The organism is Streptomyces populi, from assembly GCF_002911015.1.
Taxonomy (GTDB): domain Bacteria; phylum Actinomycetota; class Actinomycetes; order Streptomycetales; family Streptomycetaceae; genus Streptomyces; species Streptomyces populi.
Genome location: NZ_KZ626852.1, coordinates 80,983 through 103,372, shown reverse-complemented (window position 1 = coordinate 103,372; position 22,390 = coordinate 80,983). Strand labels below are relative to the sequence as shown.

Annotated in this window: 23 protein-coding genes; 8 read left to right on the top strand and 15 right to left on the bottom strand. The window is 70.4% G+C overall.

From position 1 onward, the window contains the following. Positions 1–117: 117 nt before the first annotated feature. Positions 118–1,590, bottom strand: a complete 1,473-nt coding sequence (locus CW362_RS09880) for an MFS transporter (RefSeq protein ID WP_103549006.1) — start codon at positions 1,588–1,590, stop codon at positions 118–120. A gap of 159 nt (positions 1,591–1,749) precedes the next feature. Between CW362_RS09880 and CW362_RS09875 the strand changes: the two genes are divergently transcribed. The 4 genes from CW362_RS09875 (at position 1,750) to CW362_RS09860 (ending at position 5,737) form a co-directional block, all read left to right on the top strand. Continuing rightward, positions 1,750–2,397 (top strand): TetR/AcrR family transcriptional regulator, encoded by a 648-nt coding sequence (locus CW362_RS09875; protein ID WP_103549005.1) that lies wholly within the window; start codon positions 1,750–1,752, stop codon positions 2,395–2,397. A 372-nt stretch (positions 2,398–2,769) separates the two neighbouring features. Then, complete coding sequence (locus CW362_RS09870; RefSeq protein ID WP_103549004.1) at positions 2,770–3,429, top strand: DUF5701 family protein; 660 nt, start codon at positions 2,770–2,772, stop codon at positions 3,427–3,429. A 441-nt stretch (positions 3,430–3,870) separates the two neighbouring features. Next, complete coding sequence (locus tag CW362_RS09865) at positions 3,871–4,551, top strand: TetR/AcrR family transcriptional regulator (protein WP_103549003.1); 681 nt, start codon at positions 3,871–3,873, stop codon at positions 4,549–4,551. Positions 4,552–4,591: 40 nt separating this feature from the next. After that, positions 4,592–5,737, top strand: coding sequence for an FAD-dependent oxidoreductase (locus CW362_RS09860; RefSeq protein ID WP_103549002.1), 1,146 nt, complete (start codon positions 4,592–4,594; stop codon positions 5,735–5,737). A gap of 148 nt (positions 5,738–5,885) precedes the next feature. Here CW362_RS09860 and CW362_RS09855 read toward each other — a convergent pair whose 3' ends face one another. Beyond that, the gene (locus tag CW362_RS09855) at positions 5,886–6,155 is read right to left on the bottom strand and encodes a hypothetical protein (protein ID WP_103549001.1); all 270 of its coding nucleotides are present in this window, start codon (positions 6,153–6,155) and stop codon (positions 5,886–5,888) included. A gap of 566 nt (positions 6,156–6,721) precedes the next feature. After that, positions 6,722–7,207 carry a MarR family transcriptional regulator gene (locus CW362_RS09850; RefSeq protein WP_103549000.1) on the bottom strand — a complete coding sequence of 162 codons (486 nt, stop codon included), beginning with the start codon at positions 7,205–7,207 and terminating at the stop codon, positions 6,722–6,724. Between the two features lie 110 nt (positions 7,208–7,317). Here CW362_RS09850 and CW362_RS09845 point away from each other — a divergent pair, with 110 nt between their 5' ends. Next, positions 7,318–8,766 carry a DHA2 family efflux MFS transporter permease subunit gene (locus tag CW362_RS09845; RefSeq protein WP_103548999.1) on the top strand — a complete coding sequence of 483 codons (1,449 nt, stop codon included), beginning with the start codon at positions 7,318–7,320 and terminating at the stop codon, positions 8,764–8,766. A gap of 167 nt (positions 8,767–8,933) precedes the next feature. Here CW362_RS09845 and CW362_RS09840 read toward each other — a convergent pair whose 3' ends face one another. Beyond that, positions 8,934–9,749, bottom strand: coding sequence for an endo alpha-1,4 polygalactosaminidase (locus CW362_RS09840; protein WP_103549030.1), 816 nt, complete (start codon positions 9,747–9,749; stop codon positions 8,934–8,936). Between the two features lie 324 nt (positions 9,750–10,073). After that, positions 10,074–10,568 carry an SRPBCC family protein gene (locus CW362_RS09835; RefSeq protein WP_103548998.1) on the bottom strand — a complete coding sequence of 165 codons (495 nt, stop codon included), beginning with the start codon at positions 10,566–10,568 and terminating at the stop codon, positions 10,074–10,076. 145 nt (positions 10,569–10,713) lie between these two features. Here CW362_RS09835 and CW362_RS09830 point away from each other — a divergent pair, with 145 nt between their 5' ends. Further along, complete coding sequence (locus CW362_RS09830) at positions 10,714–11,385, top strand: hypothetical protein (RefSeq protein ID WP_103548997.1); 672 nt, start codon at positions 10,714–10,716, stop codon at positions 11,383–11,385. A gap of 83 nt (positions 11,386–11,468) precedes the next feature. Here CW362_RS09830 and CW362_RS09825 read toward each other — a convergent pair whose 3' ends face one another. The 9 genes from CW362_RS09825 to CW362_RS09795 all read right to left on the bottom strand — a co-directional run bounded on the left by CW362_RS09825 (position 11,469) and on the right by CW362_RS09795 (position 19,542). Further along, positions 11,469–12,716: a MalY/PatB family protein gene (locus CW362_RS09825; protein WP_103548996.1), complete on the bottom strand. Its 1,248-nt coding sequence runs from the start codon at positions 12,714–12,716 to the stop codon at positions 11,469–11,471. A gap of 343 nt (positions 12,717–13,059) precedes the next feature. After that, the gene (locus CW362_RS43245) at positions 13,060–13,215 is read right to left on the bottom strand and encodes a hypothetical protein (protein ID WP_162684025.1); all 156 of its coding nucleotides are present in this window, start codon (positions 13,213–13,215) and stop codon (positions 13,060–13,062) included. A gap of 359 nt (positions 13,216–13,574) precedes the next feature. Beyond that, positions 13,575–14,333, bottom strand: coding sequence for an MBL fold metallo-hydrolase (locus CW362_RS09820; RefSeq protein WP_103548995.1), 759 nt, complete (start codon positions 14,331–14,333; stop codon positions 13,575–13,577). A gap of 280 nt (positions 14,334–14,613) precedes the next feature. Then, on the bottom strand, positions 14,614–15,603 hold the full coding sequence (locus CW362_RS09815; protein ID WP_103548994.1) for an aldo/keto reductase: 990 nt from the start codon (positions 15,601–15,603) through the stop codon (positions 14,614–14,616). 305 nt (positions 15,604–15,908) lie between these two features. Next, on the bottom strand, positions 15,909–16,184 hold the full coding sequence (locus tag CW362_RS09810) for a peptidoglycan-binding domain-containing protein (RefSeq protein WP_206300913.1): 276 nt from the start codon (positions 16,182–16,184) through the stop codon (positions 15,909–15,911). Between the two features lie 390 nt (positions 16,185–16,574). Continuing rightward, positions 16,575–16,877 carry a protealysin inhibitor emfourin gene (locus tag CW362_RS09805; protein WP_103548992.1) on the bottom strand — a complete coding sequence of 101 codons (303 nt, stop codon included), beginning with the start codon at positions 16,875–16,877 and terminating at the stop codon, positions 16,575–16,577. Positions 16,878–16,994: 117 nt separating this feature from the next. Then, positions 16,995–17,942: a M4 family metallopeptidase gene (locus CW362_RS09800; protein WP_338069054.1), complete on the bottom strand. Its 948-nt coding sequence runs from the start codon at positions 17,940–17,942 to the stop codon at positions 16,995–16,997. Positions 17,943–18,138: 196 nt separating this feature from the next. Then, positions 18,139–18,360: a hypothetical protein gene (locus CW362_RS43240; protein ID WP_162684022.1), complete on the bottom strand. Its 222-nt coding sequence runs from the start codon at positions 18,358–18,360 to the stop codon at positions 18,139–18,141. Between the two features lie 495 nt (positions 18,361–18,855). After that, entirely contained in the window at positions 18,856–19,542 is a 687-nt protein-coding gene (locus CW362_RS09795) for an HAD family hydrolase (protein WP_240657736.1), read from the bottom strand. A gap of 523 nt (positions 19,543–20,065) precedes the next feature. On the opposite strand from CW362_RS09795, the gene CW362_RS09790 reads away from it, so the two are divergent. Together CW362_RS09790 and CW362_RS09785 are read left to right on the top strand one after the other, a co-directional pair. Then, positions 20,066–20,818 carry a hypothetical protein gene (locus CW362_RS09790; protein ID WP_103548990.1) on the top strand — a complete coding sequence of 251 codons (753 nt, stop codon included), beginning with the start codon at positions 20,066–20,068 and terminating at the stop codon, positions 20,816–20,818. 84 nt (positions 20,819–20,902) lie between these two features. Next, positions 20,903–21,466 carry a GNAT family N-acetyltransferase gene (locus CW362_RS09785; RefSeq protein ID WP_103549029.1) on the top strand — a complete coding sequence of 188 codons (564 nt, stop codon included), beginning with the start codon at positions 20,903–20,905 and terminating at the stop codon, positions 21,464–21,466. Between the two features lie 278 nt (positions 21,467–21,744). Here CW362_RS09785 and CW362_RS09780 read toward each other — a convergent pair whose 3' ends face one another. Next, positions 21,745–22,194, bottom strand: coding sequence for a GNAT family N-acetyltransferase (locus tag CW362_RS09780; protein ID WP_240657735.1), 450 nt, complete (start codon positions 22,192–22,194; stop codon positions 21,745–21,747). Between the last annotated feature and the right edge of the window lie 196 nt (positions 22,195–22,390).

Genomic DNA, 22,390 nt, shown 5'->3' with positions numbered 1-22,390 from the left:
GAGATCCACGTCCGACGGGGAATGTCTCGGTTCCCTGAGCCGAACACCTCCGTACGGGTGGGGTGTTCGGCCGGGTGGCCACCAGAGGTCCCGTGACGCCGTCGTCGGACTTCGCCGTCAGGCGGATTCCTCGACCGCGTGCTCCTCGACGGTGCGGGAGTCGGTGAGGCTCAGCGCACCGCCGGCCGTGATCAGTCCGACGACGACCGCGAGGAGGGCGTAGGTGATCCGCTCGCCGTGGAAGAACGACGCGACGAGGTCGCCGCTCCAGGTGCCGACGGGGAGCCGGGTGGTGACCAACGCGGCGATCAGGGTGCCGACGACGGCGGTGCCGACGCTGGAACCGACCTCCTGGGCGGTGTCGTTGAGGGCGGCGCCGATGGAGGTGCGGTTGCTCGGCATCGCGTCGACGAGTGCGACCGCGCAGATCGTCATCACGGTGCGCAGCCCCACGGTCATGAGCACCATGCAGACGGCGATGGCGGCGTACCCGTGGTCGACGCCCCAGGCGAGACCCGCCAGCGAGCCGGCCAGGCAGACCGCGCCCACCAGGCAGGCGACGCGGTGGCCGAACCGGCGCGCGAGCCACTCGGACAGCGGAGTCGCGGCGAGCATCGTCACGATGATCGGCAGATTGGCCAGGCCGGCCCGCACCGGGCTCCATCCGTAGGCGTACTGGAAGTGGAGGATCAGCCCGAACATCACGCTGGCCATCGCGACGGACGTCCCGATCTGGGCGATGGCGGCGCCGCGGACGGTGCCGTCGGAGAAGAGACGCAGGTCCAGCATGGGGGCCGCGCTGCGGCGCTCGTGCCGCACGAACGCGATCGCGGCGACGAGGGCGCCCACGATCGACGCGAGGGTGACGGCCGAGAGCCAGCCGTGCTCGACACCGCTGGTCAGCGAGTAGCAGGCGAGTCCGATGGTGGCGATGCTCAGGACGGCGCCCGGCATGTCGAGCTTGTCGGCGGTCAGGTCCTCCGGCCGGTCGGCCGGGACGCCGAGCCGGACGCCGATGCACGCGATCAGTGCGATCGGGGCGTTGACGACCAGCAGCCATTCCCACCCCACATGGGCCAGCGCCGTACCGCCGAGCAGCGGTCCGAGGACGAAACCGGACATGCCGACGACGATCATCACCGTCATGGCGCGCATCCGCAGGGCCGCGTCGTCGAACAGGCGGAAGACCAGTGAGTTCGTGATCGGGGCCATCGCCGCGGCGGCGATGCCGAGCACGGCCCGCAGGGCTATGAGCTCGCCCGTGGTGCTGACGAGGACGACGCACAGGCTCACCGAGCCGAACGCGGTGAGTCCGACCAGGAGCACCCGGCGGCGGCCGAGCCGGTCGGCCATCGAGCCGGCGGTGAGCAACAGACCGCCGAAGGTCAGCGAGTACGCCCCGGTGACCCATTGCAGCGCGGTCGTCCCGCCGCCGAGGTCACGGCCGATCGTGGGCAGCGCGATCGACAGCAGCGTGTTGTCGACCATCTCGACGAAGAAGGCCAGGCAGAGGGCGGCCAGAGGAATCCACGCCGCGCGTAGCGACGGATAGGTACGTGATGCGGGGGCTTGAAGCGTGGCGGTGGTCATGCCGATCAGTCCTCTCTATCGAACGCCGTACGGTTATCGAACAGCGTACGATGCGATACGATAGAACAACGTTCGATACGATGCAAGGACGATGGAGAGGAAGCCATGACACGCCTGCAGAACCGCTCGAGCGGGGGACGTCGACGGGCTTCGCACTCGATGGAGTCCGTGCTCACCGAGGCGGTGGCCCTGCTCGACGAGGCCGGGGCTCCGGCGCTGACGTTCCGGGCGCTCGCGCAGCGCCTCGGCGGTGGCGTCGCCAGCATCTACTGGTACGTGGCGAGCAAGGAGGAACTCCTCGACCGCGCCACCGACCACGTCGTGGGCGCGGTGCTGACCGACATCGAAGCGCTTCCGGGCAGCGACGACCCGATCGACGACCTGCGCGCGATGGCCGTGACACTGTTCGACGCGATCGTGCGCCGGCCCTGGCTGGGCACCTACTTCATGCGCAACACCGACATCCAGGGCAACGCCCTGCGCCTGTACGAGAAGCTCGGCCAGCAGACCCTCCGCCTGGACCTCAGTGCGCAACAGCGGTTCCACGCCGTGTCCGCGATCACGGGGGTCGTCATCGGCTCCGCCGTCGACCTGGGCCAGGAGCCGCCCGAGGAGGTCCTCGACGGCACCGTGACCCACGATGAGTTCCTCAGCCGCTTCGCCCAGGCCTGGCGGGAGCTCGACCCCGAGGAATTCCCGTTCGTGCACGAGATCGTCGACGAGTTCGACGGCCATGACGACGTCGACCAGTTCCGCTCCGCACTGGAGCTGACACTGGCGGGCCTCCGTCTGCAAGCCGGAGTCTGAACCGAGCGGGCCCCTCCGCCCGTCCCGATCCGCCCGGGCGCCCGGGCGGCGGAGGGCCTCACGGCCGGCATCGCGCCGGGCCAGGCGGTGGCCGGGCCTCCCGTCAGCTTCTCCGACGGCGCCTCTCGGGCCCGGTGGCACCACCCTCCACGGCATTCGCTCCACAGGAGAACAGTCGTGCCGGCCCCGGAGGTTGGCGGCCCTCTCGCAGGACCGCGGAAAACATGCCGGGGCGGCGAAGGGCCACGCAGTTGCGTCACGCAGTCCCCATGGGTATTTCCTGCCGCGACACCGCCGCGCCGGGAACACTCCGGCGGGCCCCCTCGTTCGACCTCAGGCTCATCGCTCCGAACCGTGAACCGAGGGAGTACCTTGCCCGACACCTCGTCCACCGTCACCGTGACCCCCCTCCCGCCGCTCGCCGCCCAGGCAGAACGCCTGATCGAGCTCGGGGTGCACGAACTCGCGCGGATCCCCGCCGACGACCTGTACGCCTTCGCCGAGAAAGCCGGCCGTGAGGACGGCGACGCCCTGCTCGCCGTCCACCCCGACCACGTTCCCGCCTCCGCCCTCGCCCCGTTGCTCCGCCGCGACGACAAGCCGGGCTTCGTCGTCACCGACATGACCGACGTCGACCGGTTCGCCCCCTGCGCCGTCGAACTCCCCGGCGCTCCCCTCTACCTCGTCACCGGCCTCGACCGCGGCGACCACATGGCCAACTGGAGCCCCGACGAGGCGTTGCCCGCCCTCACCGAGGAGGACCGCACCCCGCTGCTGCTCACGGAAGGCATCCACTGGGTGCTCCAGCAGCCGGCGGTCCTCGAGCGCAACCGCTGCTTCATGACCATCGGCTCACGACTGCGCAAGGCCAACGGTGCCCTGGACGCCCGCACCCCGGCGATCTGGATCAGCAACGGCACGGGGCGGGACGGCCGCGAGCGGCGCAACGCCCCGAAGGTCGGCTGGTGCTGGTGGGGCAACCGCCACACCTGGCTGGGCTTCGCCTCCGCCGCGGACCGCAGGGCCCGGTAGCACCCGGTCCCGTAGCCGTTCGCCCCGCCGCCCGGGCCCGCACCACCGAAAGGCAGCCCAGGCGGCGGGCGAGCCGCGAAGGTCCCGGCGGTCGCCGGCGTCGCCGGGCGGCCCGGACCCCGGCCCGGCATGCTCCTCGCCGCGCGGCCCGGGGTCTCCGTGCGCCATGCCGCGCCCGACCGCCCTCGCCGCCGAGCGGGATCGCGGGAACTCCCGGCGCGACGTGGCCGGGTGCGCGAGTGAGGTGTGCGGGCAGGCCGGTCCCGGACGCTTCCCCGCCGCCGAACCGCAGGCGGAGCCTGCGCTCGGGACCGGGCGAGCAGCACGCCGCCCAGACTCGTGAAGACCTTGCCCGCCGGGATCGCCGCCGTGCGGGATCCAGAGGTCCGGCCGGGGACGAACATGTTCGCCCCGAACGCGTTTGGACCTAAAATCGGGCTTATGCCTACCCCGCAGAGCCGCCGCGAGCGCCCGGCCAAACCGGCCCTCACCCGTGAGGGCATCGTCGACACCGCCGTGTCCCTGATGGAACAGGAAGGGCTGCAACGCGTCACCATGCGCCGCCTGGCCCAGGCCCTGGACACCGGGCCGGCGTCGCTGTACGTCTACTTCGCCAACACCGGCGAACTGCACGCCGACATCCTGGACCGCCTCATGGGGCGAGTCGACCTGGCCGCCACCGGCGCCGACTGGCGTGAGCGGCTGGACGCGGTCCTCGCCAGTTACGAGGAAGTGCTTTTCGCCCACCCCGCGCTCGCCCAGTCGGCGCTGACCGCCCGCCCCGCCGGCAGCAACTACCTCGCACTGCTCGAGGCGCTGCTCGCCCTGCTCGCCGAGGGCGGCGTACCCGACCTCCAGGCCGCTTGGGGTGTCGACATCCTGCTGCAGAGCGCCACGGCCTCGGCCGCGGAGCATTCCGCCCGCCGTGAGGACTCCGGGGCGGACGAGGACTGGGCCCGGCTGAACGACGCCCTCGCCGCCGCCTCCCCCGACGTGCACCCGCACGTGCAGGCCCAAGCCGCCAATCTGGTCGCCGGCACGCCCGCGGAACGCCGTAGCTGGAGCGTGAACATGCTGCTCAACGGCATCCAGAGCACCTCCGCGACGACGGCGAACTCCTGACGAACTTGTTCGTTACGAACATGTTCGTTATGTTGGGGGCATGACTCCGCACTACCCCACAGCCATCCTCGGGGGCGGCCTGGGCGGTCTGATGCTCGCCCGCGTCCTGCACGTCAACGGCACCGACGTCCCCGTCTTCGACCTCGAACCCTCCGCCGACGCACGCGTCCAGGGAGGAATGCTCGACATCCATGACGAGACCGGACAGCAGGCGCTGCGCCAAGGTCACCTGCACAGCGAGTTCCTCGCCAAGGTCCACCCCGGCGGGCAGGCGCTGCGAGTGACGGACAAGCACGCGAACGTCGTCCACGAGGAGGCCGACGACGCCGACGGCACCCGGCCCGAGATCGACCGTGGCGACCTGCGCGGTCTCCTGCTCGGCTCGCTGCCCGACTCCACCGTGCACTGGGGTTCCAAGGCCACCGAAGTGCGGGAGCTGGCCGGCGGTCGGCACGAGGTCGTCCTCGCCGACGGCCGCACCTTCACCACCGACCTCCTGATCGGCGCCGACGGCGCCTGGTCGAAGGTGCGGCCGCTGCTCACCGACGCACGCCCCGCCTACAGCGGCGTCTCCTTCGTCGAGCTCGACCTCGAAGACGCCGACCACCGCCACCCCGGGGCCGCCGCGCTCATCGGCGGTGGCATGTTCTTCGCCCTCGGCGACGACAAGGGTTTCCTCGCCCACCGCGAGACCGACGGCAGTCTGCACTTCTACATCGCCCTGCGCGCCGAGGAAACCTGGCTGCACACCATCGACTTCGCCGACACCGCCGCCGCGAAGCAGGCCGTACTGGGGCACTTCGCGGACTGGGACGACGTCCTGCGGCGCGTGATCGCCGACGCCGACGGGGCGCTGACCCCGCGCTGGATCCACGCGTTGCCCGCCGGACTGTCCTGGTCCGGCCGCCCCGGCGCCACACTCCTGGGCGACGCGGCCCACCTCATGTCCCCCTTCGCCGGCGAAGGCGCCAACCTCGCCCTGTTCGACGGCGCCGAACTGGGCCGCCACCTGCTCGCCCACCCGGACGACACCGGCGCCGGAGTGCGCGCCTACGAGCAGGAGATGTTCACCCGCGCCGCGGAGATGGCCGGTGAATCCGCCCGGGCCCTCGACGTGATCTTCCATCCCCAAGCCCCGGCACCGCTCGCCGACATGTTCCGCGGCCCGCACGCCCCCGGGCAGTGACCCCGCCGCACAGAGCACCTCACGTGCCCGGCATCGCCGCCGTCCTTGCCGGCGCACACCCCCGTCGACCCCGCCGAAGTGGACCCGGTGGGGGCTGCGCACGTCCGCCCTGACCATCGGGCCCCTGCCGCAACGACGTTCACGCCCCTCAGAACGGTGCCGATCCCTCACCGATGAAAGGCACGGACGTCTCGTCGTCGGGGCCGGCAAGAAGACGGATCCGGCGCGCCTGGCCTGTCTGGAGCTGCAAGCGGGCCTCGACATCTCTCACGGAACTCGCCAGCCCTCGTGGAATGTTGCGCAGGACGCCGCCCCACAACCCCGTGTCCGGGAGGAAGAGGCCCAGGTCGACCTCCACGACGATCCGCCGATCACCGACGAGAAGCCAGCCGTCTTCAGAGCGCAGGTGGGCTGCCACGCCCCCCATCCTCCACCCGCGACGGCCTTGACGGGCGGCACACGACCACCATCAGCCGAACGGACCCACGCCGCCGTGCTGCCGGACCCCTGCGATCACAACCGGTGCGCTTCCACCGAGCCCGTGTCCTCACCCCCGCACACCGGCCTGCACGCAGATCGCCCTCCCTCCGATGGACCCCGCAGACGACCAGGGCCATCACTAATTGAGTGATGGCGACCGCGTACACCCGACGGACTCCGGCCACGACCGCGGCAATCAGGGCGGCCGTCGGTACGAACACGGCCTTCCGCAGGCAGGGGCCCGGCGACGCACCGTAGTCCCGCGGGTCGATCGACGACCAGTAAGTCGCCGTCCAGGAAAGGCAGATCAGGGCGAGGACCGCCGGCTCGAGAACGGGCAGGATCACGGCCACGGCCCGGACCGTTCGGCCCCCTCCCCCGCGCGCGTTGCCCGCACGGCAGCGGCTCCGGGACCGGCAGGTGTCCACCGGCCGCGGCACCGGTGGCGGGCCAGGAGCCGGGACCGCGGCGCCGACGGTCCTCCTCGTGTGCGCCGGTACGGAGTCAGCGCGACGTCCGCGGGGCGGCGTCGCGGGTGCGCGCGCGGACCGAGGAGCGCGGCGAGAGGTGGCGGGACAGCACCTCGAGGGCGTCCGTGACCTCCTTGCGGTCCTCGGGCGTACTGTCGGCGAGGGCGGTGGCGAGCGCGTCCTCGATCGTGGTGGTCCTGACCTCGGCCACCCGGGCGGAGAGTTCGGGAGCCTGACGGACGAGCAGCCGACGGCGGTCGGCGGGGTCCGACGCGGCGACGACGGCGCCGGCCTCCTTGAGGCGCGCGACCGAGGTGGACACCTGGCTCTGCGGCAGGCCGGTGCGGGCGGCGATCTCCCCCACGGCGCTGTCGGGGTGGGCCGCCACGTCGCTGGCGACGATGAGCACGGCACGCACGCTGCCGCCGTACTGCCCGCCGCCGCCTTCGGGTTCCGGCATCGCGGCTTCGCCGATCTTCATCAGGGTGCGCCCGAGGAGGAAGAGCTCGACTCCGTTCATGCCCTCATGTTACATCAATGGAGATACATCGAACTTGATACATCCAGAAAGATGGATTACCTTCGTGTCAGGCACCCGGAGACCGCCGGGTCGGGACAAGGAGCGGGACCGTGCGAAAGTGGCGAGCGAACCCCTGGGCCGTCCTGGTGACTCTGTCGCTCGGGTTCTTCATGACCTTGCTGGATCTCACCATCGTGAACATCGCGATCCCGGACATGATGGACGGCCTGGGCGCCTCGCTCGGCCAGACCTTATGGGTGGTCAGCGGGTACGCGCTGACGCTCTCGGCCCTGATCATCACGGCCAGCCGGCTCGGCGACCTGCGCGGCCCGCGGAACCTGTTCGCGGTGGGCCTCACGGTCTTCACCCTGGCCAGCCTCGCCTGCGGCCTCGCCCCCACGGCGTCGGCCCTGATCGCCGCCCGTGTCGTCCAGGGCCTGGGCGCGGCCCTGCTCACACCGCAGACGATGACGCTGATCGTCGCCGTCTTCCCGGCCGAGCGGCGCGGCACCGCCATGGGCGTCTGGGGCATGGTCGCCGGTCTCGCCACCCTGTCCGGCCCGACACTGGGCGGCTTCCTGGTCTCCGCCCTGGACTGGCGCTGGATCTTCCTGGTCAACCTGCCCATCGGGAGCGCCGCCCTCGTCCTGACCTTCCTCGTCGTGCCCGACATCAGGCCCGGCCGCGCCCACCGCTTCGACCTCGTCGGCGCCGCCCTGGCCACCGGCGCCCTGTTCTGCCTGGCCTTCGGCCTGCAAGAAGGCGAGAGCCACCACTGGGGCGCCGGGATCCAGGCACTGCTCGTCGCCGGGGCCGCGCTCGCCGCCGGGTTCCTGCTGCACCAGCGCCGCCGCCAGGACCGCGAACCCCTCGTCCCCTTCGCCCTGTTCCGCGACCGCAACTTCGCCTCGATGACGGTCCTGGTCGGTCTGGTCTCCGTCGCGATGCTCGGCCTGGTCCTGCCGTTCAACCTCTACCTGCAGTCGGTTCTCCACCTCAGCGCGGTCAAGGCCGGTCTGGTGCTCGCGCCCTCGTCGCTGGTGTCCATGACCGTCGGGCCGTTCGCCGGGCGCCTCGCCGATCGCGTCGGCGGCAAGTACCTCCTGCTCACCGGGCTCACCTGCTACGCCGCCGGGATCATCGCCATCGCCCTGATCGCGGCGCCGGGCACCGCCTGGTTCGCGTTCGTGCCCGCCACGCTGCTGACCGGTCTGGGCGTCGGCTGCATCATCGCCCCCATGTCCACCGAGGCGATGCGGTACGTGCCGCGGCATCTCGCCGGCGCCGCCTCCGGCGTCAACAACACGGTGCGGCAGACAGGTTCGGTGGTCGGCGCGGCGGCGGTCGGCGCGCTGCTGCAGAGCCGGCTCGCGGCCGAGCTCGCCACCGGCAAGACCTACGCGGCCGCCTTCACCTCCACCCTGCACACCACCGCGATCCTGCCGGTCGCCGTGCTGGTCGCCGGCGCCCTGGCCTGCCTCGTGCTGCGCCCCCGCACCACGCGGCGGGAGGCGGGTGCCCCGGTCACCACCGCACCGCAGCCCGCCACCACCCGCTGACTTGGCCCCCTCCCCCGGCGGGCCGGCTGCCCGACAGCATCCGACGCCGGGCAGCCGGCTCCGGAACGGCACCGGGCCGGGTGTTCCAGGCCGAAACGGAAGCCGTGCCGGCCCGCGACGGTGTTCGGCCGCCGCGGGCCGGTGGCCGACTCGGGCCGGCCCGCGCTCTAGCAGGTCTTGCGCACGTAGCCGCTGCTGCCCGCCGGTTTGACGTCCACGTCGCGCTGGACGATGCTCAGTCTGCCGCCCCACCCGTTGCAGGCCTTCGACCTGCCGGAGTTGGTGTACTCGATCACGATCACGTTGTTCCCGAAGGCGCCGGTGTAGTCGCCGCACTCGTCGTACTGGCCGCACTCCTCGGCCACGGCGAAGTCCAGACCGTTGGCGGTGTGGTTGCCCGCCAGCTCGGGAGTGTTCTTCTGGGCGATGGCCAGGCCGTCCGCGTGGGCACGGGCGGAGAGCAGCTTGACGTACGCCTGCGCGTCGGCGGCCGTCAGGCGATTCCCGGAACGGGTGTAGCTGTCGTAGTTGTCGGGCTCGATCGCCTGGAAGCCCTTGGCCTTGCAGTTGTCGATCAGGCTTCCGATCCTGCCGGCGATCCGCTGCCTCTTGCCGTCGGTGCCGATGTCGAGGAAGGCCTCGCCCCAGTCCTCGTCGTAGACGACCTTGCCGGACGAGTCGCGCAGCAGCAGGTCGGAGTTCCACTCGCTCTCCGCACCCGGCTGCGCCTGGAAGGCGTTGACGTAACAGATGTTGTACAGACCTGCCGCCGGGGAGGCGGTGTTGTCCCGGGTGACGACCTTCACCCCGGCCGGCGGCGTGTAGGCACCACCGATCTGGTAGTCGAAGCCGACGTGCGTGGGCGGCAGGGGCACGGCCGCGGCCCGCGCGGAGGTGGCCGGGACGACCAGAGCACCGACCAGCGCCGCCGCGCCGATGACGGTGCCCGTGAACTTGCGGGAAGGGGGGCTGAAACGGCTCATGTGGATGAGCTCCCAGAGGGAAGAGGGCACGTCCCCGCCTCGGACGCGCAAGGGCGTCCTGGCGACTTGGGCCGGGCTCGTGGCACGGGGCCTGCATACCGGCTGGGCGTGTCTCTGGACACGGAGCGCGGCTCCGTGTCGTCCGGGAGTAAAGCGACTGCCCGTAAAGATGTCAACGCAGGAACTCCTCTCCGGTGAATTCCCGCGTTCCGGCGCTCGCGGCGGCCCGGCCGAGACCTGGCCCGTCGCCGCCCCGGCAGCCCGCCGCCGTCCGCCGTCCGCCCTGCCGCTCCCGCCTCCTCCTCGGCCGCGCCACGGACCGACTCAGTCCAGGTGGCGTTGCAGGGCCTGGAGTCCGGCGCGGAAGACGTCGTCGCCGAAGGCGCGCCGCAGGCTCTCGGTGGCGGCGGGGTCGTGGGGGGTGAACCGCGCGGTCCAGGTGACCTGGCATCTGCCGTCCGGACCGGACGGCTCGGCGACCACGACCGTCGCTCGGTAGTCGCTGACGGGGAAGGGGCTTTCGAGGAAGCGGTAGCTGAGGGTGCGCCGCCGTTCGTCGCATTCCAGGAGTTCTTCGCGGATCACGGCGCCGTCCACCGTGCGCAGAAGTCTCACCTTCCGGGCCGAGCACCCGGTGGCCGCCGGTACCTCCTCCAGGCAACTGGTGGCGATCAGCGGGTGCCAGGCGGAGATGGCACCGAAGTCGCTGAAAGCCTGCCAGATGCGCTCCACGTCCGCGTGGAGCAGGCGCATGGCCCGGGCGCGCACCGCAGGCGTGTCCGCGTTCGACGTCGGACCGGCGGCAGCAATATCGCTCATGGCCGTCAAAGTAACGACTGTTGCGCTCCGTCGCCTCACATGGCCGTTCGCGCGTCTCACCGCGGCGCTCGGGTCGGCCGGTGTCGGCGGGATCCGCTACCTTCTCCCCGACCACCGCGCACCCGGAAGACAAGGAGGCCCGGACGTGACGTTCGCGCCCTGGTTCGCCGCCCTCGGCACCATCGACCGTGTTCCGTTCGCCGAGGCGGCCGACCTGTACGCGGGATGCGCTCCGGACGGACTCGACGACACCAACAGCGACTGTTTCGGCGGCGATCTGGAAGAGGTCCTCGTCCACCGCGGTGCGGTTCACCACACCGGCGACCTGGTCATCGGATCCGACACCCATCAGCCCGTCTGTCACGGCGGTGACTGCGGCGTCCATGTCGTCGACGGTGATCTGACGGTCGAGGGGACACTCGTGTTCACCGAGTGGGACCAGGCCAACGTTCTGGTGGTCACGGGAGACGTGCGCCTGCGCGGTCTCCTGATCGAGGACGAGGCGCACCTGTACATCGGGGGCGCCCTGCGGATCGAGGGGCTGCTGGTGTCAGGTCTCTCCCACGGCGGAATGCTGGCCGTCGCGGGGGACACGACCGCCTCGGCGTGCCTGTGCGCCGGCCCCGTGCACGAGCCGATGGTCCTCTTCGGCAACCCTCCCACGCATCCGGACGACCCCGACCGCCCCGTCGACCTCACCGGCGTGGACCAGGCCGGACTCGTCCTTCCGGGACTCCTCGACGAGTCGGGCCACTGGGCCGACCGCGTGAAGGTCCGCGCCGCCCTGCTGGCCGGTCGGCCGGTGCTGCGGCGGTGACACGCCGACTTCTGTCGGACGGTACCGATGACGCGCGCCCCTGGATTCCCCGGGATTCCCCGAGGAGGAGCGGTCCTCGGTGTTCACAGGTTCTCGACGGCCGTGAGCAGGCGGTTCACGGCCTCGTCGACCGTGGAGCGGGGGCAGCCCAGGTTCACCCGCATGTAACCGTGCCCCTCGATCCCGAACTTCTGTCCCTTGTCCAGCCACAGCCGCGCCTTGGTCAGCATGAACGTGTCCAGCGCATCGGCGTCCATCCCCAGCCCCCGGCAGTCCATCCACGCCAGGTACAGGGAGTCGGCCGGCAGGACCCGCACCTTGGACGTGGCGGAATTGACCGCCTGCGCGAAGTGCGCGTGATTGCCGCGCAGGTAGACGAGCAGTTCCTCCAGCCAGGGCTCGCCGTGCGCGTAGGCCGCCTCGGCCGCGACCATGCCCAGCACGTTGACCAGCGGGAACACGTTTCGTTCGTACTGACGGGCCAGTTCTGCCCGTAGTCCGGGACCAGGCACGAAGATGTTGGCGCTCTGCAGGCCGGGAAGGTTGAACGTCTTGCTGGGGGCGGTACAGGTGATGCTGTTCCGTGCGAACTCCTCGCCGAGCGAGGCGAAGGGGATGTGCTTGCGGTCCGGGCCGATGACGAGGTCCTGGTGGACCTCGTCGGAGACGACCAGGACGCCGCTGCGGGCGCAGATCTCGCCCATGGTCCGCAGTTCCTCCTCGGTCCACACGTTCCCGGTGGGGTTGTGGGGGTGGCTGAGGATGAAGATTTTGGTGTCGGGGCGGATGGCCTCCTCGAACACCCGGGCGTCGAACCGGTAGCCGTCGTCGGTCCGCCGCAGCGGAGCGAACGCGAGGTGACGGCCGTTCAGCAGGACGTCCTCGTGGAAGTGGACGTAGACCGGAGGCTGGATGAGGACCGAGTCGCCCGGCGCGGAGAACGCCTGCACGACCGTCTTGAGCGTGGTGATGACGCCGGCGGTCTGCATCACCCACTCCCGGGGCACCTCCCAGCCGAACCTCTTGGCCTGCCAGCCGGTCACGGCGTCGAGGTAGCTGTCCGTCGCGCCGCCGGGGTACCCGAACACGCCGTGGTCCACGGCCTCGTGGAGCGCGTCGAGCACCACCTGGGGCGCCCTGAAGTCGGTGTCGGCGACCCACATGGGCAGCGGGTCGGCCGCGGCCTCGTCGGCCGTCAGGAACTGGCCGGCACTGGCCCACTTCATGGAGTTGCTGTGCCTGCGGTCGACGACGGTGTCGAAGATCGAGCGGGCCCCGGCCGGGGGCTTGCTCCGTGGCGCCCGGCCGTGGGGGGTGTTGTCGGTTGCCATGGGTGGATGCTAGCCAGGACCACGGACAGAGCGTTCGCGGACTGCGCCGACGCCGGTGATCGCCGGACGGCTTCGGCGACCGGCACGACCCGTCCCGCTCGGACTCCCTCGAGCCTCCGCCACCTTCGCGATCGAGGGATCGCCGTCCGGGCGGCACCGGAATCCCGTGCCGTGCATGCGCGCCCGGCGGTGCGTACCGGTCCGCGTGGCCGGCTCCGGGGAAGCGGCGGGCCGTCGGCGTGTCACGGCGTGGTCCGGGTCGGCGGAAAGGCGTGGTGACGGGCGGCGGCGACGATGAACAGGCCGGCCGCTCCGAGTACCGAGGCGACGGTGGCCACCGCGGTCACGCCGAGATGGACGTGACACCCGGTGCCGGGGCGGGGAACAGGGCCGTCAGCTCCTCTCGCGGCGCCGGGTCCTCCCACAGCGCACGTTTGAGCAACTGCCGTAGCGCGGCGGTGGTGGCGGGGCCCTCCGACTCCTCGGCGGCCTCGTTCACGGCCCGTTCCAGCTCGGCCCGGACCGACCGTGGCGTCCGCGGCGGCGTCCTGCGTCCGGGTCGACACACCTGCCCCGTAGGCGCCGACCGCGGCGGACGCGGCCGGACCGGCCTGCTCCACCCCCTGCACGATCTCCGCCCCCACCATGCCCGGACACCGTCGTGCGCACGGAGGTGTGCGACGAGGCGGATGCGGGCGACGTGTCCGTCCTACGGACCGCCCCACAGAGGCCGTCCGTCGCACGGCCCGGGGTTCTGACACCGATGCGCCGCCCGGGTGCCGGATCCGTATGCACATGTCGATATGCGCACGTTGGTATACGCACGTCGAATCCGTACGAGCACGACGGCGCCGAAGTTCACCCGGACGACCGGCGGGCCTGTTCCAGGTTCGACCGGTGGGGACCGGAGAGCCAGTCCTGCTCGAGCCGTGCGTCGACCGGTTCCCCGCCACGCCGCAGCGCGTCGATGTACGCACGATCGGCGGCGAGGCGGGCCGCCACCTCGGGCCCCTCGGCAACGGCTCCATGGCCGGGGACCAGGACATCTATGTGCCGGGCGGCCTCCCCCAGCCGGTCGAGTGCCGTCTCGTAGGCACTCACCTGATCGGGGCGGCGGGGGTCGAGGAGCGGGATCAGGACGTCGGAGAGCATGTCGCCGGCGAGCAGGACGCCACGGTCCGCGAGGAGAAGCGCGGCGTGGCCGATCGCGTGCGCCTGGTGCTCGACGATCTCACCCGGCACGGGCCCCCCGTCCGCGGGCAGCGGGGTGAGGAGCCCGATCAGCTCGAGAGGGATGCCCGATGCGCTCCGCGCCGCCATCTGCCGCGCCGGTTCCCGGGCCTCACCGGCGGCCTGGGCGCCGCCGGAGGTGGCGTAGCGCGGCACGTCGCCGAACCGGGAATGCCAGAGCAGGTGGTCCCAGTGGGGATGCGTGGAGAACCCGGCGACCACCTCGGTGCCGAGCCGGTCCACGTCATCGGCGAGCCGGTCCAGATCGGAACCGTCGATGCCGGGATCGACCAGGATCAACCCGTCCTCACCGCGCACCACGACGGCGTTGCTCCAGACCCATTCGCTCTGCCGGACCCAGACTCCCTCGGCCACCTGATTCAGCACCGGTCCACTGTGTCAGGTGCCCGTGCCCGGAGCGAGTCGTGACGCCCTTCGAGTCCGGATGCGCGGCCGGGGCCCCTCCCGGGACACGCTCCGGTCGGTCCCGGACGGATCTCGCGGGTCAGGCCCCCCGTAAGCACCGCCCGGTTCCCCCGTCCGGGCGGTGCTCCCAGGGTGTGCGCCTCTTCCCCCGGCACACTCGGGGTTTTCCTGTGGGCTCCGGCCGCGTGCCTGCGGACCCGGCACGAGGTCGAGTCCGCGCTCGCCGTCGACCGGAGGCGCCTCAGCGGTTGACGGAGCGCATGCCTGCCTCGTCATAGCGCTCACCGGCCGCCTCGGGCAGCTCCGCGTCGATGCGGGCCAGGTCGTCCTTGGTCAGCGTGATGTCGACCGAGCCGGCGTTCTGCTCCAGATAGGTGCGGCGCTTGGTTCCGGGGATCGGCACCAGGTCCTCGCCCTGGGCCAGCACCCAGGCGATGGCCAGCTGGGCCGGGGACACGTCCTTCTCGGCGGCGATCTCCTTCACCTTGGCCGCCAGCCGCATGTTCGCCTCCAGGTTGGCGTCCTGGAACCGCGGGTTCGTCCGGCGCCAGTCGTTCGCGTCCAGCTCGTCCGGCGAGCTGAACCGGCCGGCGAGGAAGCCGCGGCCGAGCGGCGAGTACGGCACGAAGCCGATGCCGAGCTCACGGCAGGCGGGCAGCACCTCGGCCTCCACGTCCCGTGACCACAGCGAGTACTCGCTCTGCACCGCGGTGACCGGGTGCACGGCGTTCGCGCGCCGGATGGTCTCCGCGCTCGCCTCGCTCAGGCCGATGTACCGCACCTTGCCCTCGGCGACCAGCTCGCCCAGCGCGCCGACCGTCTCCTCGATGGGCACGTTCGGGTCGACCCGGTGCTGGTAGTACAGGTCGATGTGGTCGGTGCCCAGACGCTGCAGGGACCCGTGGACCGAGCTCCGTACGTGCTCGGCCGAGCCGTCCTGCGGGCCGACGGTGCTGATGTCACCGGGTACGGCGTCGTCCATCCGGTAGTTGAACTTCGTCGCGATCACGTACGCGTCGCGATTCCCCCGGATCGCCTCGCCGACGAGCGACTCGTTGGTCAGCGGCCCGTACATCTGCGCGGTGTCGAGGAAGTTCACCCCCAGGTCGAGGGCGTGCCGGATGGTCGCGATCCCCTCCTCCTGGTCCGCGGATCCGTAGAAGGCGGACATGCCCATGCATCCCAAGCCGATGGCCGATACCTGAAGGTCTCGCAGACTGCGCTTCTGCATACCGCGTCCCAGCCTTTCTCTGCACACTCGTTCGTCGTTCGTCGGACAGCACGAAGCCCCTGGTCCGTCCAGCGACGTTCTTCGCGCCCCGGCATCCCGTGAGGGGCGCCGGGCCCGTGGGCTTCGTGAGCCGTGCTGTGCGTGACGCTACGACCTGGAGCGCTCTCCAACGCAAGTCGGCCTTCGGGCCGGCCCGTGTCCCGGACAGATCGTTGCGCGTGACCACCGGCCGGCCTGGCGGCTCCGGCGCGGGCACTGCCGGCTCCGTGCCGGAGGAGGGGATCCGAGTCGCTTCCCGGGCCTGGTCAGCAGAAGGGAGCGTCCGGAGCATTGGCCCAGAAGGAGAGGAAGGACCAGGTCTGTGCTGCGACAAGCCCGTCGACGACGATACCGGCACATTGCTGGAAGTCCTTCGTCGCGGACTTCGTGAGCTGACCGAAGTCCCCGTCCTCGTCCAGACCCGCACCGATCGCCTGGTTCAGGTAGCACTGGGCCTGCTGGACCGCCGGCCCGGACGATCCTCGATGAAGGGTCGGTCGGCTCTTGGTGTAGTCGCAGACGTCATCCGGTCCCAGGGACACGAGATGTGCCGGGTTCTTCGGCTGGTGTACGACCTGGACACCGGGAACCGCGTTCGCGGAAGTTCCGGTGGACGCAGCGACGGAGGGCGCTCCCGCAAGAGCGATGGGAAGAGCAAGGGCCGCTGCGGCGGTGAACACACGTCGCATCCTCATCACCTTCAAGGAGAGACTTCAAGGAGAGAGCCCCCTCTTCATCATGCGCTTCACGCAACCCGGTTGCATCCTGAGGACTCCGAGGCACGGGATGCCGCGAGCGGCAGGTCCCTCTCCGCTCCGACGCTGTCGACGAATTCGCGTGAGGGCCCGTCACCGAGGTGGCGGACCCTCATGGGACTTGCTCCCACGGGAGGTTGAACAGGGCTGGGAACGGGCGGCGCCCACCGGCGCGTGTCACTGCCGCGCGAAGTGCTCCTCGAGCCAGCCGAGCAGGGCGGCGAACGCCGGGGACATGGTGGCGTCGGACCGGGTGAGCGTGGTCGAGCGACCACCGTCCTCCACCGTGATCGTGTAGCTCATCGCGTCCCTGGCGCGGCCGGGCCGTTCCTCCCCGGCCGCCGGTGCGACCGCCGCCACCAACCGGTCCAGCTCCACCGCCTCGGTTTCGGACAGGGCATCGGTGTCCAGCACCTTGGGCGGGAGGCCCAGGCGGATCACGGCCGCCTGCCCTCCGTACGCTCCCCAGGTCACCTTCATCGGGCACCCCCTCCCAGCCGGTCCATCGGGCACGCCCTCCCCGCCGGCCGACCGGTACTCCCCGTCGGCCGACCGGCACTCCTCGCCGTCGGGGCCGCCCGCGTCAACCGCTGGTGGTCACTTGCTCTTCAGTGCGGTCACGTCCTTGGCCAGCCCCGTCACCTGGGCGGCCAGTGCGCCGATCTGCTGGCTCACGGTCGCCAGGCCGTTCTCTCCGCCCGTACCACCGCTCCGGTCGGCGGCGAGGCTCCGCGCCCGGGCGACGCCCGCCAGGATCCCGCTGATCTGGATGCCCACGTCCTGCCAGGCCGCCAGTACGGCCAACTGCTCGGCGCTGTCGTCGCCGAACAGTTCCGCGGCCTTCCGGTAGGTGGTGTTGGCGAACTCCTGGAACTGGGTCTCGGCGTGGGACGCCTTGAGGGATTCGTACCAGATGAGTCCGGGAGCCTCCCACGCGAATCCGCCGACGCGCACCGCCGTCAGGTAGAACGCCTTGTTCGGAATGCCGGAGTTGAAGTGCACCCCGCCGAAATCGCCCATCTCGTTGTCCGGCAGTTTGATGTAGTTCTCCATGTTGTCGGGCTGGGGGTCCTTGCCGAACAGGTCGTTGTCGTACGCGTGCCCCGGGGCCTTCATCGACCGCAGGGCGTCGGCGTCGATTCCCGGGGTGAAGATCTCAGGCCCGATCAGCCAGTCCGCCTCGTCGGCCGACTGCTTCAGCGACCACTGCTTGACCAGCGATCCGAAGACGTCCGACATGGATTCGTTCAGGGCCCCGGACTGGTTGTGGTACTCGAGTCCCGCGGTGTTCTCGGTGACCCCGTGCGCCAGCTCGTGGCCGATCACGTCGACGGATCCGGTGAAGTCGGAGAACATCTTTCCGTCCCCGTCGCCGAAAACCATCTGATGCCCGTCCCAGAAGGCGTTGTTGTACCTCTTGTCGTAGTGGACGAACGCGGTCAGACGCATCCCCCGGCCGTCGATCGAATCGCGGTTGAACACCGCCTTGTAGAAATCACGCGTCGCGCCGAGCCCGTCGAACGCCCGGTTGGCGGAGACGTCCACGGACTCCGGTCCGTCCTCCGACCGGGCGAAAACGGCCGACGGGAGGGAAGTGCTGTGCTTGCAGTCGAAGACGGTCCGCCGACCGCCGCCGGGGGCGGCAGCGGAACCGACGAAGGATGCTCGGACCCCTCGCTCACCCCGCAACCGAGAGGTGGTCATCAGGGTGTCCAGCGCAGCCTGGCGCACCTCGCTGTCGTCACTTCTCAGGAGCTTCTCGAGAAGGTGTGGGGGGATGATGCAATTGAAGTGGCAGGTCATGGGACACCTCGCGGACATGAGGAGAAGCGGTGAGACCCTGCTCCTCGAGTGCTTTGCGTGGATCGTTCTCCGCGTTGCGGAACAGTCGCACCGATCCCGACCGGAGTTCGCCGTCGTCGGTCGCCTGCGCCGGAGGCGGCACACCGACGGCATCGATCACCAGGCGGACGGTTTTGCCGTGACCGGACAATCGCGTCTGACGCGCCGGACAACACCTGCTCCGCGTCCATGGACGGCGAGGTGGGTTCCGGGATGCCGGCTCAGCCGTGTAGCGAGCGGTTTCACCATCTGCTTGGCGCGCAGGGCCGAAGAGGTGAGAACCGTGTCTACTTCGAGTATCCTCTCGGCGCCATGGACACGCACCCCGAGCAGGGCACTTTTTCGCGTGACGGGACGGACCCGGTCGACAGCTTTCCCGGGGCAACAACTTCTGCGTGCGCCCGGTCACTTCGAACGCGGTACCGGTGATCACCGGCCGTACCGTTCTTCTCCGCGCCCCCATGTGATTGCCGGGGAAACAATGTCGGTGACTCACCGTTCGGAAGTTTCCTCGGCCTGACGGAAACGGCTCCCTTCCACAACTCCTCACCGATGCGGGCGGACCGCTCGTCACCTTCGAACCACCTTCGGACCGGGCGGATGCTCGCGTCCGCGCCTATCCAGGAGCGGTTCCCCGGGCGGGGGCCAGGGGGTGATCGCCGCGAACCGGAAATGCCGCCGCACCCTCCACCGGTTCCCGCAAGTCGACCGTGAATCCGGCCTGTTCGAGCGCCGTGGTCCCGCGCGCGCTCGCCATGGCCAGTACGAGCCGGGCGGAGGCGATGCGCACGGGCACGACCTCGGTCCGGTTCGCGACCGCCTCCAGAGCGGGCAGCTCCTGTCCCTCGGACAGCTCGATCCTCGCCGGGAAGACGGGACGGTTCTCCATGGAAGCACGGGCGAACACGGGGTGAGCCGCCGTACGCAGTCCGGCTTCCCCCGCGAACGCGCGCTCCTCGGGATCCTCGCCCACGAAGACGCACTCGTCGGCCGCCGAGGGCGGCGCACCCTCCTCCGCCGTGCCGGCGACCGCCTCGTCGAAGATCTCCCGGCCGTCCTTGGAGCCCCAGTGCACGAGCGCGCCGTCCGTGAAACGGCCGGGGAACGCCTTCCGCAGAGCCGACGCGGCGCGTTCCGCGGCACCCTCACCCGGACCGGGGTCGGAAATGACGCCCTTGCGGACCTCGCGCAATTCCTCGAGCACGGCGAGGACACGAGGTCTGGGTGACAACACCAGCGAACCGTCCGCCTCCACGCGGACGTCCGCCAGGGTCGCTCCTATGTCGAAGAAGAGCACGGGCATTTCGATGCCTCCGCGAAGTGAACCGGATCCGGAATCGGCACGCGCCCCAGTGAAACGGTCATGGCGGAAGGGCCCGTTCGGGAGCGAACGGGGCCGAAGGAGCGGGTGTCGCCCGACACGCGGAGTTCCGACGCCCCGCGGCCGCACAAGCGCTCCGAGGACATACTCGGCCATTCCATCGTCCGCCCTCGGTTGCGCTTTCGCATCCTGGGATGTATGCGAATGCCATTCGATTTTGGACAGTTGAAGCGGATACGGAGTACGGGTGGCGCGAGCCGCTGGTGGCCGGTCGGCTCCGCGACGGTCCGGTTTTCACGCCCTCTTCTCAACTGGTTTTCCCTTTCTGGACATTACCCCATGGTCGACGAGAAGATCCCGTCGGATCGGATATCCTGAAATGGTCGCCCTTCGGTCACTTCCGGCGACGATCGACATCATTCGCCCCTGAATCAGCAGACGACGTTCGACGCCTCCGTCCAGGGGTCCTCACAGGACGTACGCGACAACGCATGGGAGCGACGCCATGCACCTCTCACCGGTCGAGATCAAGGTCAACATCGAGGACGACGTGGCGGCCGCGCTGTCGGCCCTCGGCGCATCGGACAGCGCGATGATCACGCGCCGAATCTGGTTCGCCGAGGACCGGGAGGGCGTAGCCCAGGGACGCGTGGCCCTGCTGGAGGACGGCGTGATCGTGAGGTTCAGGATCGGCGGCGACGCGGACGATCTGACCGTCAAGTTGCGTCCATGCGTCCGGGAGCGGCTGGTCGGCCGGTTCTCTGCTCCGTTCGACGCGGAGCCGTTCACGTACAAGATCGAGGAGGACTGGTCGGGGAAGAGCCGTGTGCTGTCCGCCTCCCTGGTTCGCGATCACCCGTCGGGAGCGTTGTCGGGTGCGGTGGAGACCGGAGCCGACCCCGCCACGGTGATCGACGCCGTGCAGGACCGGTTCCTGCACGACTGCGGGCCCGCCGTCCCGATCGGCCGGCTGGTCGCGCTGGGGCCGATCCGCTCGACGAAGTTCGACGACGTCCGGCTCGACGACCTGGACGTGGACCTGGAGGCGTGGTCGGTCGCCGGTCTGGACTTCCTGGAGGGATCGATCCGGGTGAAGCCGAAGGACGAGGACGACCTGGAGAAGCTGACGGAGCGGGCCGAGCGCAAGCAGCGAAAGCTGGAGGACGCGGTGCGGGAGCGCGGGGTGGCACTCTCCGAACATCCCGAGAGCAAGACCCGACGCGTCCTCACCGCCCTGGCGGGTTCCGGACAGGACTGAGCCGGCGTCCCGGCACGAAGGCCGGGACGGCGGAGGCGAGGAAACCCGTTGGGCTTCCTGATCCGCTTCGGGCATGATCCACTCGTGAACACCTATCTGGAGACCGGGCGCCTGGCCCTGCGCCGCTTCACCGCCGATGACGCGGACCTGCTGATCGAGTTGGACAGCGACCCGGCCGTGATGCGCTATCTGACCGGCGGCCGGCCGACCGCGCCGGAGCTCGTCCGCGAGCGCCAGCTGCCGAACATCCTCGCCGGCTACGAGAAGTGGGGCGGCGACCTCGGACTGTTCGCCGCGCACGAGAAGGACGGCGGCGCGTTCATCGGCTGGTTCATCCTGCGTCCCGAGCCGGAGGGTCCGCTGGACGAGGTGGAACTCGGCTACCGGCTGCGACAGGCGGCCTGGGGCAGGGGCTACGCCACCGAAGGCTCGAGGGCCTTGCTGGACAAGGCGTTCACGGAGCTCGGTGTGCGCATGGTCTGGGCCGAGACGATGTCCGTGAACCACGCCTCGCAGAACATCATGAAGAAGCTCGACATGACACTCACGGACACCCTCACCACTCCCCCCGACATGGAGATGATCGAGGGCTCCGAGCACGGAGGCGTGCGGTACGAGATCACCAAGGAGCAGTGGGAGCGGCAGTAGCCACCGTGCGGGCGCAGGCCTTCTCGAGCCTCAAGTACGTTGATGGTCCGCGCAGTTGACCATCGGCGGCGTCGAAAGCACTCAAGGACGGCCGGCTCGTCGCTCGGGAGGCAGGACCGGACGGAGCGAACGGTCAACGCCCTGGGGGACTTGCCGGGCCGTGACCACGGAGTACGGCGGGCGGGCCTCCGTCCTCCGCGGCACCACCACGGTCGCCGCGGTCGGACCGTGACTCCGCGGTCGGACCGTGACTCCGCGGGCGGGCCCGCCGCCGCACCTCAGTCGACCGGCAGGAAGTAACGCCGCTTCTCCTTCGCTCGAGCGCCCAGTCGATCGTAGAACCTGATCGCGTCCTCGTTCCACGGCGGAGTCTGCCATTGCACCTGGCCGAGTCCGAGAGCACGTGCTTCGCCCTGCACGGCCTCCATCAGCATCGGACCGATTCCCAGGCCCCGGTGGCCGTTCCGCAGGAACAGGCAGTCCATGTGAAGGTATTCCGCACCGTCCCATGTGGACAACTCGGGCGCGCACGAGGCGTATCCGATGATCTCGCCGTCGGCCAGCTCCGCGACGAAGCAGCGCAGGCGCGGCGCGGCCGAGCCGAAGAGCAGTGTCTCCAGCCGCTGCGACAGATCGGCGGGAAGGGGCGTGGTCACCTTCTCGTACGCGGCGTGCTCGGCCGCCAGCCGGGCGACGTGCGGCAGGTCCAGGGGGCGTGCACGCCGCACTCGCGGCGCTCCGGCGTCCGTCAACGGACCTCACCTTCCAGCATGCCGTCGCGCCACGGGGCCGACCGCCCTTCGCGTGACGCGTCCGCACCAGTCGGCGCCACCGGGTGTCCGAACAGAACTTCACGAAGATCCGTCATGCGATCATGATGCACGGCCTTCCGGGGCAACCACCATGGACGTGCGGTCCGCCGGA

Bases quoted from the DNA above. Each gene is read 5' to 3' on its own strand.
- CW362_RS09790 (WP_103548990.1), top strand. From the start codon at position 20,066: ATGCACCTCTCACCGGTCGAGATCAAGGTCAACATCGAGGACGACGTG.
- CW362_RS09840 (WP_103549030.1), bottom strand. From the start codon at position 9,749: ATGAGCCGTTTCAGCCCCCCTTCCCGCAAGTTCACGGGCACCGTCATC.
- CW362_RS09835 (WP_103548998.1), bottom strand. From the start codon at position 10,568: ATGAGCGATATTGCTGCCGCCGGTCCGACGTCGAACGCGGACACGCCT.
- CW362_RS09860 (WP_103549002.1), top strand. From the start codon at position 4,592: ATGACTCCGCACTACCCCACAGCCATCCTCGGGGGCGGCCTGGGCGGT.
- CW362_RS09880 (WP_103549006.1), bottom strand. From the start codon at position 1,590: ATGACCACCGCCACGCTTCAAGCCCCCGCATCACGTACCTATCCGTCG.
- CW362_RS09875 (WP_103549005.1), top strand. From the start codon at position 1,750: ATGGAGTCCGTGCTCACCGAGGCGGTGGCCCTGCTCGACGAGGCCGGG.
- CW362_RS09850 (WP_103549000.1), bottom strand. From the start codon at position 7,207: ATGAACGGAGTCGAGCTCTTCCTCCTCGGGCGCACCCTGATGAAGATC.
- CW362_RS09805 (WP_103548992.1), bottom strand. From the start codon at position 16,877: ATGAAGGTGACCTGGGGAGCGTACGGAGGGCAGGCGGCCGTGATCCGC.
- CW362_RS09815 (WP_103548994.1), bottom strand. From the start codon at position 15,603: ATGCAGAAGCGCAGTCTGCGAGACCTTCAGGTATCGGCCATCGGCTTG.
- CW362_RS09865 (WP_103549003.1), top strand. From the start codon at position 3,871: ATGCCTACCCCGCAGAGCCGCCGCGAGCGCCCGGCCAAACCGGCCCTC.
- CW362_RS09795 (WP_240657736.1), bottom strand. From the start codon at position 19,542: ATGCCCGTGCTCTTCTTCGACATAGGAGCGACCCTGGCGGACGTCCGC.
- CW362_RS09825 (WP_103548996.1), bottom strand. From the start codon at position 12,716: ATGGCAACCGACAACACCCCCCACGGCCGGGCGCCACGGAGCAAGCCC.